We start from the raw sequence: 16455 nt of genomic DNA, 5'->3' as shown, positions 1-16455 counted from the left end.
AAGAACTCTGGGCACTTCATGTTTTTTGCCCCACGAAATGACGAGAATTTGGCAGGCAATTCGCCGAGCCGGGCGCGCTGCGTGATGGCAAACAAACCTTGACGTTTGCCGCGAGCCTCCCGCGCCCGTGGATGAGCGCCGCCGCGCCAACCAGCGGTCACGACGGAGTGGCGCACCCTACGGGCGCGGCACCGTCTGCTTGACGAATTGGTAGTTGGGCGTTCCCGCTATGAGCTGCCTGTTTGACGTCTTTTGGCGAAGTTCAAGCAGCAACGTCTGCCTCTTGACGATGCCGTTGACGGCCTGAATGAAGCTGCCCGATTCATGGTAGTAGATCTGGCCGTTCTGCCGAGTGATCTCAAACAGTTTCACATTGGCCTGCGGGCCCTGCGGGGCAATAAGTGGCACCGGGCCAACTGCATTCAAGTTTACATTGAGTTGCGCGGCCACCAAAGCGTAGAATTCGCCGTACCGGTCCTCTAAATCCCAATCTTCACCCGTATTGTTGAGGTTAACTGCGGCTTGCTGCCAGGCTGCGTCTAAAACAGCGTTCTGAACGTTTCCAAAGAAGAGATGTGTGCAGGGTGGGTGGTATCCGATATTGTTCGGGTCGTTATGACACTGCGTAAAATGTGCGCCATCTGAAAAGTAAACCGTCGGGAGCTGCCGCCCGCGCGTCACGCCGACAATGTCGTTATACGTGTATCGGTTCGGGATCATGTGTCCTGGCATTGAATTCTCCATTAATCCAGCGGTCGAAACGACCGGGTCTTAGGTCATTCCTGTATCTTTCCGTTTGAGACTTCAGCATTGACCGCAGGGCGTCTTTTCGTGCCTACCTCTGCGTCGGCTGTTCTTAATTTCGTGGGGAAGAGAGTGTTTTCGGAGTGCCGGGCGTCACACGGGAACTACCGATCGGTACTTTTTTAGGAATCGCCAGATTCTCAAAATGGTCTCACACAGTTGAATTCGGCTGTATCATAGCCATCACGCGTCAGGAAGCGGAAGGACGTCAGCTTGCGATGACTGCTCGAGAGACTGACCAGAAAAGACCGCACTTTCGCGCGTTTCTGAAAGTTGTTTATGGTTTGTAAAGTCTTAAAGCGAAGAATTGGGCAGCTGTCGGTCCGGGTCTTGAGCAGATCCCGTCCGGCAATGTTTTGGCATCCGATTGAAAGAAACAGCCCGCCGTGTACCCGTTCTGGTCCACATTGTTCAAGATTGCAGTGTTTTCGCTGCTGGTTGGTGCGGGTCTTTCCTTTGTCAACATATCGGCAGAAGACATTTTGGGCTCTGTCGGACTGAGCCCGCTGCAGCTCTGGATTTACATGCTGGAATTCCGGGACTGGGCAATCCCCAACATGATCCTCGGCGCTTTCATCGTCGTGCCGGTCTGGTTGTTGACCTATCTGCTAAGGCCACCAGCTGGTTGAACGCGTGCGATGGCCGCAATGATTTGCCCGCGTTGGCGACGTTGCGACGGAGCTGCCGCGCCGATTGCCTGGCAGAAATGGCGGCGACCAAAAGATCCCCTGCCTTGCTTTTCGGCACCATCACACTCTTGGTAACAACCGGCGCTGCTTTGAAACGGTTCTTGTAGGCATACATACCGGCGCCGAGGCTGAAACGGGCAACGTCCCTTTGCCGCGCCCACTCGATTGACTTCACGAACAATACCATGCCGGGAGACAGGCGGTGCCATTTCGGATCTCCTATTGAGACCAGGACACCGTTGGCGCACGCCCGATTGGCGAGCACGATAGCCGCGGCAACCACTTCTTCGCCGTTTTTCAACGCAAAGGCCTTTACCAGGCCTTCGCTGCCGGTCATGCCGGAAAGATACCTGTAGAACTCATCGTGGACCTCATCGCCGGTCCAGTTCTGGCGCTGACGGCGCTGCTCAAGCAGAACGCGGCAGATCTGTTCGCTCTGCGCCGCCGTTTCAGCCTCGACGAACTCGACACCTGCGCGGAGCAGCTTTCTGAACTTTGCATCCGCTTCCTTGTAGACCGACTTCTTCGGTTCCGAGCCGACTTCATCCAACATGCCCCGGTCAAGACACAGTGCAACGTTGCTCGCAACCGCCTGTTCGGCATCATAAAAAGGGTTCGCAATCGAACCGATGGTCGGCGCAATGTTTGCAATCTTCAGGAGATCGCATCTCGGAAGCGAGCCCACCAACATTGGCAGCACATTGGCTTTCAACGCGTCCGGCAGGTTCTCGAATTCAGAGCTCAACACCGGACCGTTCTGATCGGAAAGTCCCGTGTCCGGGAGTGACACCAGCCGAAAGGGTCCCTTCCGGTACCAGACAAGCGGAACCAGCAATAGCGGCCTGTCATCGCCTGCAAGATGGAATGATGCGATTGAAAACCTGTCGCAGCGCGCCTTGGCAACCGTTTGACTGAAAGCGTGAAGAAAACACGGTTCCTGGAAAGGACTGAGCACCGGTTTGCCCGGAAGCGCATCAAACAACACTTCGAGATTGTTCAACGACAAGTCGTCGTGCCAACGGATCGACAGGTCAAAACTTCCGTCGATTGTTTCCGGGGATGAGGTTGTGAATTTTTCTTCAGTGCTAAAAAACGTCATTTCACTTTGCCCAAAAGTGAAGCTCAATAAAATTTGAACAAAATATTATCAAACTCGCTCTGGTTGTGAACGATTTGCTTAAAGCTTGGTTAATTTCAGAAAACTTCAGAAACAATTTCATGAAGAAAGTCAGCCGTCGCCGAACGCCGCTCTTTCGTCGCGTTCGCGCTGCACCTGCTGGCGCTTGGTGGCAATAGAGGCCGCGATCACGCCGAGTGTCACGAGAGCAACCAGAATGGTGCAGACCGCGTTGATTTCGGGCGTCACGCCAAGGCGAACCTGGGAATAGATCTTCATCGGCAGCGTCGTCGCTCCCGGACCGGTGGTAAAGCTTGCAATCACAAGATCGTCGAGCGAGAGGGTGAAGGCCAGCATCCATCCGGCAATAACGCCAGGCAAAATGATCGGCAGCGTGACCAGAAAAAACGTCTTCACCGGGGGACATCCGAGATCTTCAGCCGCTTCTTCCACGGACTTGTCGAAGCCCACGAGGCGGGATTGAACCACAACGGCGACATAACACATGGCGAAGGTCGTATGTGCCAGCATCACCGTCCAGAAGCCGCGCGCCGTATCCATCGCCACGAAGAGAAGCAGCAGCGAAAGGCCAAGGATGACTTCCGGCATCACGAGCGGTGCGAAAATCATTCCTGAAAAGAGCGAGCGTCCGATAAACCGTCCGGAGCGCACCAGAACAAGGGCCGCCAGGGTGCCGAGAACCGTTGCGATGGTTGCCGAGGTAAAGGCAACGCGCAAGGTGACCCAAGCCGCATCCAGAAGCTGATCGTTCTGCAACAGCGAGACGTACCACTTGGTTGAAAAACCGCCCCAGACCGTCACCAGCCGGCTTTCATTGAAGGAATAGATCACCAAAAGCACAATCGGCAGATAGAGGAACGAAAAGCCGACAACCAGCGAAGTGATGTTGAACCAGGTCGGGCCGCGCGTCATCCTTCTTTCTCCGCCATCTTCTGCTGCTGGTTCTGGAAGAGCACGATCGGGATCACCAGGATCAGGAGCAGGATCACTGCAACGGCCGAGGAGACCGGCCAATCCCTGTTGTTGAAGAACTCGACCCACAATGTCTTGCCGATCATCAGCGTATCGGAGCCGCCAAGCAGGTCGGGGATCACGAATTCACCGACAGCCGGGATGAAGACCAGAAAACATCCGGCAATGACACCTGGCAATGACAAGGGAACCGTGATCTTCCAGAAGGCTTTCCAGGAGGGACAGCCGAGGTCTTCCGCAGCCTCCAGCAAGGTTCCGTCGAGGCGCTCCAGGCTGGCGTAAAGCGGCAGGACCAGGAACGGCAGGTAGGAGTAGACGATACCGATATAGACCGCGAGATTGGTGTTCAGGATCACCAGCGGTTCGCTGATAAGCCCTAGCGACAACAGCAACTGATTGAGCAGTCCCTCGTTCTTCAGGATCCCGATCCAGGCGTAAACGCGGATCAGGAAGCTTGTCCAGAAGGGCAGGATAACCAGCATCAACAGGGTGGGACGCCACGATTGCGGGCTGCGTGCCATCCCATAGGCGATCGGATATCCGATCAGCAAGGTCAGAAAGGTCGATACGGCGGCGATCGAAACCGAGGAGACGTAGGACTTCCAGTAAAGGGCGTCTTCGGTCAGCCAGACATAGTTTTCGAGGGAAAACTCAGACAGGCTATCGGTGAAGGCCTGCCATCCTTCGGCGAGGTCGAAAGTCGGCACATAGGGCGGGATGGCAATCGCCGTCTGCGACAAGGAAATCTTGAAGACGATCAGGAACGGCGCCAGGAAGAACAGAAATAGCCAGAAATAGGGAACTGCAATCAGCAGCCAGGCGCCGAGGCTTCTTCTTGGAGGCGCAGCGACATGTACTTCGTCCATTATGCCCTCCTATCTCGCCAGAATGACGCCGGCGTCCCGGTCGAATGTCAGCACGACGTTGTCATCCCATTTGATCGGGTTTTCGACCATCCGGGAGACATTCGTGAAAGTTGCCCGGATCGTATCGTGTTCATCTTCGCCGACCTTGGCATGGATAATCGATACGTCTCCGAGATAGGCAATGTCCCAGACGATGCCGCCGATCTGGTTGACGACACCGGGTTCAGTCTGGCCATGCGCAATCCGGACCTTTTCGGGGCGGATCGCATACCAGACCGTGTCGCCAACATTTGCCTCGGTCTCCTGATCGCACTCGATGGCAAAGCCGTCCACGACCGAAACCAGCTTGGTGACCGCCTCCGTCTTTTCCGTGACCTTGGCTTCGATCAGGTTGATGTCACCTATGAAATCCGCGACGAACTTCGAGTTGGGCGCTTCGTAAATCTCGGAGGGTGTGGCCACCTGAACCAGCTCCCCCTTGTCCATCACGGCAATTCGGTCCGCCACTGTCATGGCCTCTTCCTGATCGTGCGTCACGATGAGGAAGGTCATCTTGAGGTCTTCCTGGAGGCCCATCAGCTCGAACTGGGTTTCTTCGCGCAGCTTCCGGTCCAGGGCACCGAGCGGTTCGTCAAGCAGCAGCACCTTGGGGCGCTTTGCAAGGGACCGCGCAAGGGCAACGCGCTGGCGTTGGCCGCCTGACAGCTGGTGCGGCTTGCGCTTGGCAAATTGCTCCAGCTTGGTCAGCCGCAGCATTTCTGCAACGCGTGCCTCGATCTCTGCCGCCGGCATCTTGTCCTGCTTCAGACCGAAAGCGATGTTCTTCTCCACATTCATGTGCGGGAACAGCGCATAAGACTGAAACATCATGTTGGAGGGGCGCCGGTAGGGCGGGATGCCGGCAAGGTCCTGACCGTCGAGGAATATCTGTCCGGAGGTCGGGGTTTCGAAGCCCGCCAGCATGCGCATCAAGGTCGTCTTGCCGCATCCGGATCCCCCGAGAAGGGCAAAAAACTCTTTCTCGTAAATTTTCAGGGACAGGTTTTTCACCGCAACGAAATCACCGAACTTTTTGGTGACATTGCGGAATTCGATGAAGGGCGGATGATCCGTGTTCTCCCAGGGACTGAACTCCCTGCGCACCGGTCCTATTGATTTCTTCGCCAAAACAATCCCCCACCCCTAAGAGATCCACATAAAGTGAAAAGCCAGACCCGATCCGGCGGGTCTGGCTTTTCGAAGTCGGTTACTGACCGCTTTTCACGGCCGTCCAGGTCCGGGTGACAACCCTTTGGACCTTCGGCGAGTAGGGTGTGGTCGTATAGAGCTTGCTGACCGTTTCCTCGTCCGGATAGATCGCCGTATCGCCGATCACGTCCTCGTTCAGCAGTTCCTGCGACGCCTTGTTGCCGTTGGCGAAATAAACGTAGTTGGACGCTTTCGCCATGACGTCAGGCCGCATGATGTAATTCAGGAACTCATGCGCTTCTTCCATGTTCGGCGCATCCGCAGGGATCGCCATCTGGTCGAACCACATCTGCGCGCCCTCCTTTGGGATCGCATATTCAACGGTCACGCCATTGTCTGCCTCGGCAGCACGGTCGCGCGCCTGCAGAACGTCGCCGGACCAGCCAACCGCAACGCAGATGTCGCCGTTCGCAAGCGCGTTGATGTATTCAGAAGAATGGTACTTCTGAATGCTCGGCCGTATGGTCTTGAGCAGGTCGCCGGCCTTTTCGATCTCCGCAGGGTCCTTGCTATCCGGGTCGAGGCCGAGATAATTCAGCGCCGCCGGGATCATTTCCGTGGGCGCGTCGAGCATGAAGACGCCGCAATCCTTGAGTTTTTCGACATTCTCAGGCTTGAACAGGAGATCCCAGCTGTCGACCGGCGCGTCTTCGCCGAGGATTTCCTTCACCTTGCCGACATTGTAGCCGATGCCGGTGGTGCCCCACATGTAATTGATCGAATAGGCATTTCCCGGATCGTACTTTTCGACGCGCTCCTCAATGTCCTTCCACATGTTGCCCATGTTGGTCAGCTTGGACTTGTCCAGCTCGGAAAACGCGCCTGCCTGGATCTGACGTGCCAGGAACGTACCGGTCGGAACGACGACGTCATATCCGGTGCCGCCGGCAAGAAGCTTGGTCTCCAGAACCTCGTTGCTGTCAAAGACGTCATAGACGACCTTGATGCCGGTTTCCTTGGTAAAGTCTTCCAGGATCGATTCATCGATATAGTCGGACCAGTTGTAAACATTGACGGTGCGGTCCTGCGCAAATGCAGCACCGCCCAACAGGCTGAGTGCTGCAACTCCGGTCAACAAGCTTTTCACTTTCATTCTGAACTCCCCTCAGAGGTTTGACGGCGGCCTTTTGCGGCCTTGTCCCTGATAGTAAACGGACATTCCCGTTTGGTTCCATCCCTGTTCCACTGCAGATTGGCGATGGCCCGGGTTTTTGTCCAGCATCGATTTCGGGCAGTAGCTGCCTTATAAATAGGTCTGCCGCTCGAGTGACGAGATCTCCCGTCCGAATTCGTTCAACTCCTCCCGCTTGATCTCTGTCAGCACCTTGTGCATTTCCGGTCCCACGGCCTTCTTCATCAGCTTGGAGGCTTCGAAGGCGTCAATGGCCTCGTCCATCCAGGGCGTGAGGCGTTTCTTCCGTTTTTCATAGGCATTCCCGGTCACCGGTGCCGGAGGTTCCTTTTTCTGAACAAGACCTTCCAGCATGCCGGCCAGAATACCGGTCAGCACCAGGTAGGGATTAGCATCCGCACCCGCGATCCTGTGCTCGACGCGTGCTGCGTCCGGGCTGGATGCCGGAACCCGAAGCGCGACAGAGCGGTTGTCATACCCCCAGCAGATCGAAGCGGGTGCATAAGACCCCGGCTGCATCCGGCGGAAGCCGTTGAACGTCGAGATGAACAACAAAAGTGCTTCCGGCATGGTCTTCAGCAGGCCGTTTATGGCATGCCCCAGGCGTTCGGGCCCCTTGTCCGGATCCGCGAACAGATTGCCGTTCTCGTCTTCCATGGAAACATGAACATGCATGCCGTTGCCCGGCCACTCCACGAAAGGTTTGGCCATGAACGAGGCCTTGAGTTCATGCTTGCGCGCCACGCCGGCAACAAGGCGCCGCAGCAGCACGACATCATCCGCCGCCAGCAATGGGTTGCGGCGGTGGTGAAGATTGAGTTCAAACTGGCCGGGCGCCGCCTCGGAAACGGCTGCATCCGCCGGAATGCCCTGCGCCTCGCATGCCTTGCGCAAATCATCAACGACGGGAAGCAGCGCCTCAAGATCGGAGAGCGCGTACATGTTCTGGCGCGCCGGGCCAAGGTGGGTCGAGAACAGTGGTTTGGGCTGTTCGGTCCAGTCGCCCTCGCTTTCCTCAAACAGGTAGAATTCAAGCTCGAAAGCGCAGGTCGCTGTTACGCCGAATTCCGACTTCAGCCGGTCCACCATGTTTTCCAGGACGTGACGCGGATCGGCCAGGAATGGCTGACCGTCCCGGTCGTACATGGACAACAGCACCTGTGCCGTCTTGCGTTCGGTCCAGGGCACAAGTTTCAGGGTTTCCGGGATCGGCCAGCAGACACCGTCCTTGTCTCCGGTCTCCAGATGCATGCCGGTGGCTTCCACTTCACGCCCCCAGACATCCAGGCCGAACAGGGAATAGGGAAAGGCCACGCCCTGTTCGAACACCTTGGGAAGGGTCTTGCCGGGCAACCACTTGCCGCGCAAAACGCCGTTGGTATCCGGCAGGATGACTTCAAGCGTGTCCAGATCCGGATTGGCGGCGAGAAAGGCATCAAACTCCGTCTTCCACCCGGGTTCAGCCGGATGTTCAAGAATCTGATGGGGAAGTTCGTTCATAAAACCCCTGCTTTCAGACTGATCGGTTCCGATGCGAAAGCGGGACACCGGCCGCAGCTTTTGTTTGCTTCATTTTCAAAAATGTGATCACTTTCGTAAATGACTGTCAAGGCAGATCGCACAGATTGACTGTTTTTAATGATCGGGAGACCGAGTTGGCAGCCCAGCGTTCCGTTTCCACAGCCGGTCCGAAAGACGGGGCCGCCGATGCGCCTTCTTCCGCACGCGGCGCAACGCGTGGGCAAGTCGACACAGCTATCCGCGCGGGCCTTCTGACGGGCCGCTTCATTCCGGGAAAGGCCGTGACGATCAGGGGACTTGCGGGTGAGCTGGGCGTCAGCCCGATGCCGGTCCGCGAAGTCTTGCAAAGGCTCTCGGCGGAAAACGCGCTGGAGGTGAAAAGCAACGGTCGCGTGCAGGTTCCGGACATGACGAAGGACAGGTTCGACGAAGTCGTGAAAGCCAGGCTTTTGCTGGAACCAGAGCTTGCAGAGCGGGCTCTTTCCAACCTTTCGGCGCGCGATGTCAAGGTCCTGACCGCCATTGACGACGATATTGACCAGCGCATCGTCAACGGGGATGCGGAGGCCTATATGCGGCTGAACCACGCTTTCCACTTTCATCTCTACCGGGCGTCAAATTCAAAGGTGCTCCTGCCACTGATCGACAGCCTCTGGCTCCAGTTTGCCCCGTTCATGCGCACCGTATACGGCAGGGTGGGCACGGCGAGCCTTGTCGACCACCACAAGGAAGCGATCCGAGCCATCGAACAGCAGGACAACCAGGCGCTGCGGGATGCGATCGCGGGCGACATCGCCGACGGCATGGGTATTCTTGGGAATGAAATCCTGAACGGGACCTGAGACGGTTGATCCCCGTTCAAGACCGTGTCATTTTGTGATCACAAAATTGGTTACACCGTCATGCATCAGGCTTTGGAGGCTGGCGGAGACGACCAGACAATTTTCCAGGCACGCATTGCGTGCCAAACCTTTGGAGCCCGTCGTGAGTGATCAAACGCCAGCAAGTAGCCGCCTGGACATTGCGGACAGTTTGCGCGGCGTCCCGGACGGTGATGCTGCACGGGAGTGGCTGCACGCACGCAATATCGAGGACATCGAGTGCATCGTTCCGGACATTGCCGGTGTTGCCCGGGGCAAGATGATGCCGGTCGAGAAGTTCTTTTCAGGTCCTGTCATGACCATGCCGGCCTCGATCTTCGCGCAGACCATTTCGGGCGACTATCCGGACGATGATGAGCGGTTCCAGCACAATCCGACCGACGGTGACCTTTATTTCCGGGCCGACTACAGCACACTGACAACCGTGCCCTGGGAGACCGACCCGACTGCACAGCTCATCCATGACGCCTATACGCGCCAGGGAGCCCCGGTGGAAACCGCCCCGCGCAATGTTCTGAAGCGCGTCCTGAAACTCTATGAAGACAAGGGCTGGCAGCCGGTGATTGCACCGGAGGTCGAGTTCTATCTGGTGCGGCCCAATACCGATCCGGACTATCCTCTGGAGCCGCCGACGGGCCGCTCCGGGCGGCCCGAAGTCGGACGCCAGTCCTATTCGATTTCGGCTCTCAATGAATTCGATGACCTGATCGACGACATTTACGACCTGTCCGAAAAGCAAGGCCTTGAGATCGATACGATGATCCACGAGGAAGGCGCCGCGCAGATGGAAATCAATCTGCGTCATGGCAATCCGCTTGCCCTTGCCGACCAGGTGTTCCTGTTCAAGCGCACGATCCGGGAAGCGGCACTCAGGCACGAGATGTACGCAACGTTCATGTCGAAACCCATGTCGCATCAGCCAGGATCGGCGATGCATATCCACCAGTCGGTGATCGACAGGGAAACCGGCAAGAACATCTTTTCCGGCGAGAATGGCGAGGAAACGCCTGCGTTCCTGTCATTCATTGCCGGGCATCAGACATACCTGCCGACGGTCACCTGCATCATGGCGCCGTTCGTCAATTCCTACCGGCGCTTTTCGAAAGTCTCGACGTCGCCGGTCAATGTCTATTGGGGCTACGACAACCGTACCGTCGGACTACGCGTGCCCTACTCCAGTCCGGAAGCGCGCCGACTTGAGAACCGGATACCGGGTTCGGATGCGAACCCCTATCTTTCCATTGCGGCTAGCCTTGCGTGCGGCTACCTCGGCATCATCAACGAACTGAAGCCGGACGCTCCCAAGACAGACGACTGCTCCGAGCTTGCCAAGTCCTTGCCGCGCGGCCTGCCCGAGGCTGTCGCGAAATTCGAAAATTCCGACGAAATGATTGAGATCTTTGGCGAGAAGTTCGTCGCTACCTATCGCGCAATCAAATACGAGGAATTCGAGACCTTCATGTCCGTGATCAGTCCCTGGGAGCGGGAATATCTCCTGCTCAATGTCTGATCAACGCCACTGCCCTCTTTTGGAGTTCATGCCATGACGGCCCATTCCAACATCTACCCGACCAAGGCGTTGCAGGAAATCGACGCTGCGCACCACTGGCATCCGTTTTCGGACATGAAATCGCTAAACGAGGAAGGCAGCCGGATCATCACCAGCGCGAACGGTGTCTGGCTGACGGACTCCGAGGGACGGAAAATCCTCGACGGCATGGCCGGTCTCTGGTGCGTTCAGGTCGGCCACGGGCGCACGGAGATTGCCGACGCCGTCTACCGTCAGATGAGCGAGCTTGCCTATTACAACACGTTCTTCAAGACCACCCATCCGCCCGCAATCGCCCTCTCGGAAAAGCTGGCCAAACTCGCGCCGGACCATGTCAACACGGTCTTTTACTGCTCGTCGGGATCGGAAGCTAACGACACCGTGTTCCGCATGGTGCGTACCTATTGGGACAAGATGGGGCAGCCCGACAAGAAGGTGATTATCGGGCGCTGGAACGGCTATCACGGTTCGACGCTTGCCGGCACGAGCCTTGGCGGCATGAAGACGATGCACGCCCAGGGCGATCTTCCGGTTTCCGGCGTTCACCACATCGACCAGCCCTACTGGTTCGGCGAAGGCCAGGACATGAGCCCGGAAGAGTTCGGTATCCATGCGGCGCGCAAACTGGAACAGGCGATCGACGAGATTGGCGAGAACAAGGTCGCGGCCTTCATCGCCGAACCGATCCAGGGTGCCGGCGGCGTGATCATTCCGCCCGACAACTACTGGCCGGAAGTCCGCCGCATCCTGAAAGAGCGTGACATTCTGTTCGTTGCCGACGAGGTCATCTGCGGTTTCGGCCGTCTTGGAGAATGGTTCGGCTCGGACTATTACGGCCTGGAACCGGACCTGATGCCGATCGCCAAGGGCCTGACCTCCGGCTATCTGCCGATGGGCGGTGTGCTTGTGTCCGACCGGGTTGCCGAAGGCCTGATGAAGGCCGGGGAGGATTTCAATCACGGCTACACCTATTCGGGACATCCGGTCTGTGCAGCCGCCGCGCTCGCCAACCTGGAGCTCATTGAGCGTGAAGGCCTTGTTGAGAGGGTCAGGACCGATATCGGTCCATATCTTCAGGAGCGCTGGCTGAAGCTTGGCGATCACCCACTGATCGGGGAATCCCGCATGACTGGGCTTGTCGGTGCGCTGGAACTGGTGCCGGACAAGAGCGATCTGAAGAAAGCCTTTCCCGACACGGGCACCGTCGGAACGATTTGCCGGGACATTTCATTCCAGAACGGCATGGTGATGCGGGCTGTGCGCGACAGCATGATCATCTCGCCGCCGCTGGTGCTCAGCCACGAAGAGGCAGACTTCCTGGTCGAGACCGTCCAAAAGACGCTCGACGATACGCTCGACGTGTTGAAGAAGGACGGTTGGTTGAGGTAAGGCTGCCGGCGTTTTGAGTTGTCGCCAACTCATTCGAGGACCAGAAATCCAATATCGGGAACAACCTGAAAATTCCACGTCATTGCAGGGCTTGACCCTGCAATCCATGCCGTTTCAGCAACCTGCAAGCGAACGGTGTCAGCTGTGATCAATCGGCATGGATGCCATGATCAAGTCATGGCATGACACTGCCAAAAATGAGTTCGTTCTTTAAATCCTTTGTCACCCCGGGCGACCGACGGGAGACCCGGGACCTACTCATTGCCAGAACCTTGGAAGCAAGGCACCATTCGCCAAACTTGGCGTGCCATCGGTTCGATCGCTGTCGAACCTGGATCGGCAAGTAGGCCCCGGCTCTTCGCTTCACTTGACCGGGATGACAGTGCCAGCTTGCCGCCAGTTTACCTCCAAAAAGGTGCAATCATTTCGTTTTTCTCAGCTTCGCATGTCGGCTAAGCTCGTCTTCGGACGTTCCTTGGGTAGCGAACCCGAGACGCCAGAGGATGTGACGATGCTTTTTTCTGTCCTGATTTACGCCAGCGAAGATTTTATCGATGCGGTCACACCGGAGGAGCATGCCGAGATCATGCGCCACCACCGCGCTTTTCACGAACACACCAAATCGAACAAGCACTTCGCAGCGGCGACCAAGCTGATGTCGACCGGAACGGCGGTCACCATCAACAAGGAAAGCGACGATTACGTCGTTACCGACGGCCCCTTTGCGGAAACCAAGGAGCAGTTCATGGGGTTTTACCTGCTTGATTGTTCTTCTTTGGAAGAGGCCATCGATGCTGTGAAACTGCTTCCTCTGGACCATGGCCGCGTCGAAGTCCGTCCGGTCGAGTACTTCGAGGGAGCAGATTTCAAAAATGCAGAGCGCCTGGTTATCGACGCATCTTAGGGCTGCCCGTCCGCGCGTCGTGGCAGCGCTCAATCGCGCGTTTGGCGATATTGACCTTGCTGAAGATGCCTTTCAGGAAGCCTCGCTCAAGGCGCTGAAGTCCTGGCGGCGGGACGAGTTGCCCAAAGATCCAACCGCTTGGCTGATCGTTGCCGGACGCAATGCCGGGATTGATGCCTTCCGGAAGAAACGCCGCGAGACGCCCGCAGCACCGGAGGATCTGGAACCCGTCCATGACGGGTCTCATCCGGAAGACGACATGACGGTGTCGCTCGACCAATCTGTCTACCGTGACGACATCCTGCGTCTCCTCTTTACCTGCTGCCATCCGGTGCTGCGGCGGGACCAGCAGATCGCGCTTGCCCTGAAAATCGTTGCAGGGCTCTCCGTGGACGAAATCGCCCGTGCCTTTCTGGTCCAGCCAAAGACAATGGAGCAACGGATCACCCGCGCAAAGAAACGGCTTCAGGCGGCGAAGTTACGCTATGAGGAGCCGGATGCGTCGGCGCGTGCGGCGCGGTTTTCTGTGGTTGCCAATGCAATCTACCTTGTCTTCAACGAGGGGTACTCCGCCTCGCATGGCGAAGACCTCATACGCGAAACGCTGTGCGAAGAGGCCATTCGCCTTGCACGCCTGCTCGTGCGCCTGTTTCCCGAAGAGCCGGAGTTGCGCGGGCTGCTGGCGCTCTGTCTGATCCAGCATTCCAGACGATCAGCGCGGCTGACGGCTGACGGTGAAGCCGTCACGCTGGAACAGCAGGACAGGTTAAAATGGGATCGGACACTGATTGCCGAAGGAACCGTGTTGCTGGAGGCAGCACTTCGCAAGGCGACACCCGGCCCTCTTCAGGTGGAAGCTGCAATCGCGGCAACGCACACACGAGCCGCCCGTTACGAGGACACGGACTGGGCGGAACTGGACCGGCTTTACCGCGCCCTGGAAATCATCCGCCCCTCGCCGGTGGTGACATTGAACCGGGCCGTGGTTATTGCCAAGCTCAAGGGCCCGGCGGAAGCGCTTCGAAATCTTGAGCACCTGGCGACTCCACTGCAGCGATATGCGAGTTACTACGCTCTCAGAGCGTCCTTGATGCATGAGATCGGCCTGAGCAACGAAGCACGGCTGAATTTCGAAAGAGCGCTTGAACTTTCAGGAACCGATGCCGAACGGCGCCATATTGAACGAAAACTTGCGTCCCTGGTCCCTGCGATCTGATGACAGAAATCTTTTTCTGATTTTTCTGTTTCCCCTGTCGGATCTGACAAGACTGCTGCGTCCTCTGATTACCTGGGCTTGCCAGGCATTTGATTTAGACATGAGGACGAAAGACATGAGCAACCCGATGCAGACCCATGGCGCTTTCAGCTGGATGGAGCTTCACAGCGGCGACGACGCCAAGGCAAAAGAGTTTTACACCGGCCTTTTGGGCTGGGGCCTGGAGGACATGGAAATGCCGGGCATGTCCTACACTGTCATTGCCAATGGCGACGACAAGATCGGCGGGTTTCCTCCCATGGCCGCCGAAACGCCGCGCTGGCTGCCTTATGTGACGGTCGATGATGTCGACGCACGGGTCGAAAAGGCGAAATCACTCGGGGCAACCATTGCAAGCGAGCCGATGAGCGTACCGGGTGTCGGCCGCATGGCGACGCTGATCGATCCGGTCGGTGGTGTGATTGCGCTGATCACCTACGAAGCGCCGGCAGACGCTTAAGCAAGAAACGCCAATTTAACCGGCCGGAGCTTGTCAGCTGCAAATGGCTGCCGGCCGGCATCGCCTGATTTCTGTCCCAAAGGAGGATCCTGGAATGGACCTGATTTCCGCACTTCCGGTAACGATCGTCTTTGTCGCGATCTTTGCGCTGATACAAATCCCGATGACCGTTGCTGTCGGCCTGCGCCGTGCCCAAACCGATGTCCAGTTCCTGGATGGTGGCGACAACGTTTTGCTTCACCGCATGCGCGCCCACGGCAACTATACCGAAACGGTGCCCATCGCACTGCTTGCGATGGCAGCGGCGGAACTTGCCGGAGCACCGCATCTGCTGCTTTTGATTGGTGGCGGTGCGTTGCTGCTCGGCCGCCTGCTGCATTATCGAACCGTCGTGACGACCGGGTTTGGGACCGGACGGGCAATCGGCATGCTGCTGACATTGGCACCGCTTGTGCTCTTCGCCGGATTTGTCTTGCTCAAGACCTTTGGTGTGAACGTCTAGGCGTTTCCCCCTCATGAGAACGGCGACCGGTACAGCGCCTTCGTCAAGTGTGAAGGCGCCGGTCCGTTCGCCGGAATCTCTATCTGCATAAAATCTGCACAAAGCCTCACTGATGACTGCAAGCAGTCCGGGCACAACCTCCTTCAGTTCCAGCGCTCCAGGAGGAAAACATGTTCTTGCGCTTCAAAAGAGTTTCACTTCGATATCACCCATGCCCATTCACGCCGTGGTCCGCCGATCGGCTCGCCGAACCCGTCCGCCGATCCCGATTGTTCAGAGCCGAGATTGTCGACAGGTCCCTTCCCCGCAGTCTGCGCCGCGACGGCTGGTGGCTGGAAACATGATACCGCCTCGGTTATCTCTTAGGGGATAGCGCCTCAAGATCTGGCTCCGGTGAAACAGGCTGGAGCGTATTTGTCCGGACAAGTCCATTGCAGAGCAAAACCATTCTCGTCGTCGATGACGATCCGCATATCCGGGACGTAATCTGCTTCGCCCTTCAGAAAGCTTCCTACAGCCACGAGATTGCCACCAATGGCAAGGAGGCGCTGGACAAGGCGGTTCTTCATGCACCGGCTTTAATCATTCTCGACATCGGTCTGCCGGAGATGGACGGGCTCGATGTCTGCCGGGAACTCAGGAAAAAATCCGAAGTTCCGATCCTGTTTCTGTCGGCCCGCGACGACGAAATCGACCGGATCATCGGGCTGGAACTTGGCGCGGATGACTATGTCACCAAACCCTTCAGTCCGCGCGAACTTATTGCCAGGGTCGGGGTAATTCTGAAACGCTATGGCGCGGTCCTGACCGAGCCGCTTTCGGCCGAAACCACCCGCCTCGAACAGGGTCTGATTTGCCTTGCGCGGGAGGAACGGCAAGTGAGCGTGAACGGTAGCGACATCGCGCTGACAGCAATCGAATTCGATATTCTCGCAACGCTGATGAGCAGGCCAAGGATCGTGTTCACACGCGAAAAGATCCTGGACCAGGCCTACAGGGACAATATCCACGTCTCCGATCGGACGATCGACAGCCATATCCGCAATATCAGGGCAAAGCTCGGGTCGGGCGGCTGTAACGACGCCATTGAAACAGTGCATGGCGTCGGCTTCCGTCTCGGTTCCTGCGTGAACGAGGGCTGAGGC

The 16455-nt window shown here is 57.4% G+C and carries 16 protein-coding genes; 9 read left to right on the top strand and 7 right to left on the bottom strand.

What is annotated here, in order from left to right; all coding sequences use genetic code 11:
• Positions 1–177 precede the first annotated feature (177 nt).
• Positions 178–720, bottom strand: a complete 543-nt coding sequence (locus RBB47_RS22030; protein WP_305988046.1) for a hypothetical protein — start codon at positions 718–720, stop codon at positions 178–180.
• A 470-nt stretch (positions 721–1190) separates the two neighbouring features.
• Here RBB47_RS22030 and RBB47_RS22025 point away from each other — a divergent pair, with 470 nt between their 5' ends.
• Entirely contained in the window at positions 1191–1433 is a 243-nt protein-coding gene (locus RBB47_RS22025; protein ID WP_305988045.1) for a DUF6460 domain-containing protein, read from the top strand.
• On the opposite strand, the gene RBB47_RS22020 is transcribed toward RBB47_RS22025, so the two are convergent.
• From RBB47_RS22020 to RBB47_RS21995, 6 genes are all read right to left on the bottom strand, one after another.
• Positions 1378–2592, bottom strand: a complete 1215-nt coding sequence (locus tag RBB47_RS22020) for a GNAT family N-acetyltransferase (protein WP_305988044.1) — start codon at positions 2590–2592, stop codon at positions 1378–1380. The two genes, RBB47_RS22025 and RBB47_RS22020, sit on opposite strands and share 56 nt — an antisense overlap.
• A gap of 129 nt (positions 2593–2721) precedes the next feature.
• Entirely contained in the window at positions 2722–3543 is an 822-nt protein-coding gene (locus RBB47_RS22015; protein WP_305988043.1) for an ABC transporter permease, read from the bottom strand.
• Entirely contained in the window at positions 3540–4469 is a 930-nt protein-coding gene (locus RBB47_RS22010; RefSeq protein ID WP_305988042.1) for an ABC transporter permease subunit, read from the bottom strand. The genes RBB47_RS22015 and RBB47_RS22010 overlap by 4 nt, the downstream gene beginning before the upstream one ends.
• Positions 4470–4478: 9 nt before the next feature.
• On the bottom strand, positions 4479–5636 hold the full coding sequence (locus tag RBB47_RS22005) for an ABC transporter ATP-binding protein (RefSeq protein WP_305988041.1): 1158 nt from the start codon (positions 5634–5636) through the stop codon (positions 4479–4481).
• Between the two features lie 79 nt (positions 5637–5715).
• The gene (locus RBB47_RS22000; RefSeq protein WP_371932830.1) at positions 5716–6804 is read right to left on the bottom strand and encodes a polyamine ABC transporter substrate-binding protein; all 1089 of its coding nucleotides are present in this window, start codon (positions 6802–6804) and stop codon (positions 5716–5718) included.
• Positions 6805–6960: 156 nt separating this feature from the next.
• Positions 6961–8349, bottom strand: coding sequence for a glutamine synthetase family protein (locus RBB47_RS21995; RefSeq protein ID WP_305988039.1), 1389 nt, complete (start codon positions 8347–8349; stop codon positions 6961–6963).
• A gap of 155 nt (positions 8350–8504) precedes the next feature.
• Here RBB47_RS21995 and RBB47_RS21990 point away from each other — a divergent pair, with 155 nt between their 5' ends.
• The 8 genes from RBB47_RS21990 (at position 8505) to RBB47_RS21955 (ending at position 16452) form a co-directional block, all read left to right on the top strand.
• A complete protein-coding gene (locus tag RBB47_RS21990; protein ID WP_305988038.1) occupies positions 8505–9212 on the top strand; it encodes a GntR family transcriptional regulator in 708 nt (235 codons plus the stop codon).
• A 142-nt stretch (positions 9213–9354) separates the two neighbouring features.
• Positions 9355–10761 (top strand): glutamine synthetase family protein, encoded by a 1407-nt coding sequence (locus RBB47_RS21985; protein WP_305988037.1) that lies wholly within the window; start codon positions 9355–9357, stop codon positions 10759–10761.
• A 33-nt stretch (positions 10762–10794) separates the two neighbouring features.
• Positions 10795–12189, top strand: a complete 1395-nt coding sequence (locus RBB47_RS21980) for an aspartate aminotransferase family protein (protein WP_305988036.1) — start codon at positions 10795–10797, stop codon at positions 12187–12189.
• Between the two features lie 511 nt (positions 12190–12700).
• On the top strand, positions 12701–13093 hold the full coding sequence (locus RBB47_RS21975; protein WP_305988035.1) for a YciI family protein: 393 nt from the start codon (positions 12701–12703) through the stop codon (positions 13091–13093).
• Positions 13062–14309 (top strand): RNA polymerase sigma factor, encoded by a 1248-nt coding sequence (locus tag RBB47_RS21970; RefSeq protein ID WP_305988034.1) that lies wholly within the window; start codon positions 13062–13064, stop codon positions 14307–14309. The genes RBB47_RS21975 and RBB47_RS21970 overlap by 32 nt, the downstream gene beginning before the upstream one ends.
• Positions 14310–14424: 115 nt before the next feature.
• On the top strand, positions 14425–14808 hold the full coding sequence (locus RBB47_RS21965) for a VOC family protein (protein ID WP_305988032.1): 384 nt from the start codon (positions 14425–14427) through the stop codon (positions 14806–14808).
• A gap of 94 nt (positions 14809–14902) precedes the next feature.
• A complete protein-coding gene (locus RBB47_RS21960; protein ID WP_305988031.1) occupies positions 14903–15310 on the top strand; it encodes an MAPEG family protein in 408 nt (135 codons plus the stop codon).
• Between the two features lie 431 nt (positions 15311–15741).
• Positions 15742–16452, top strand: a complete 711-nt coding sequence (locus RBB47_RS21955; RefSeq protein ID WP_305988030.1) for a response regulator transcription factor — start codon at positions 15742–15744, stop codon at positions 16450–16452.
• Positions 16453–16455 lie beyond the last annotated feature (3 nt).

The sequence above is a fragment of the Roseibium sp. MMSF_3544 genome, from assembly GCF_030732845.1.
Classification (GTDB): Bacteria; Pseudomonadota; Alphaproteobacteria; order Rhizobiales; family Stappiaceae; genus Roseibium.
Note: the sequence above shows the minus strand (reverse complement) of the source record. Positions and strands in the feature narration are given on the sequence as shown.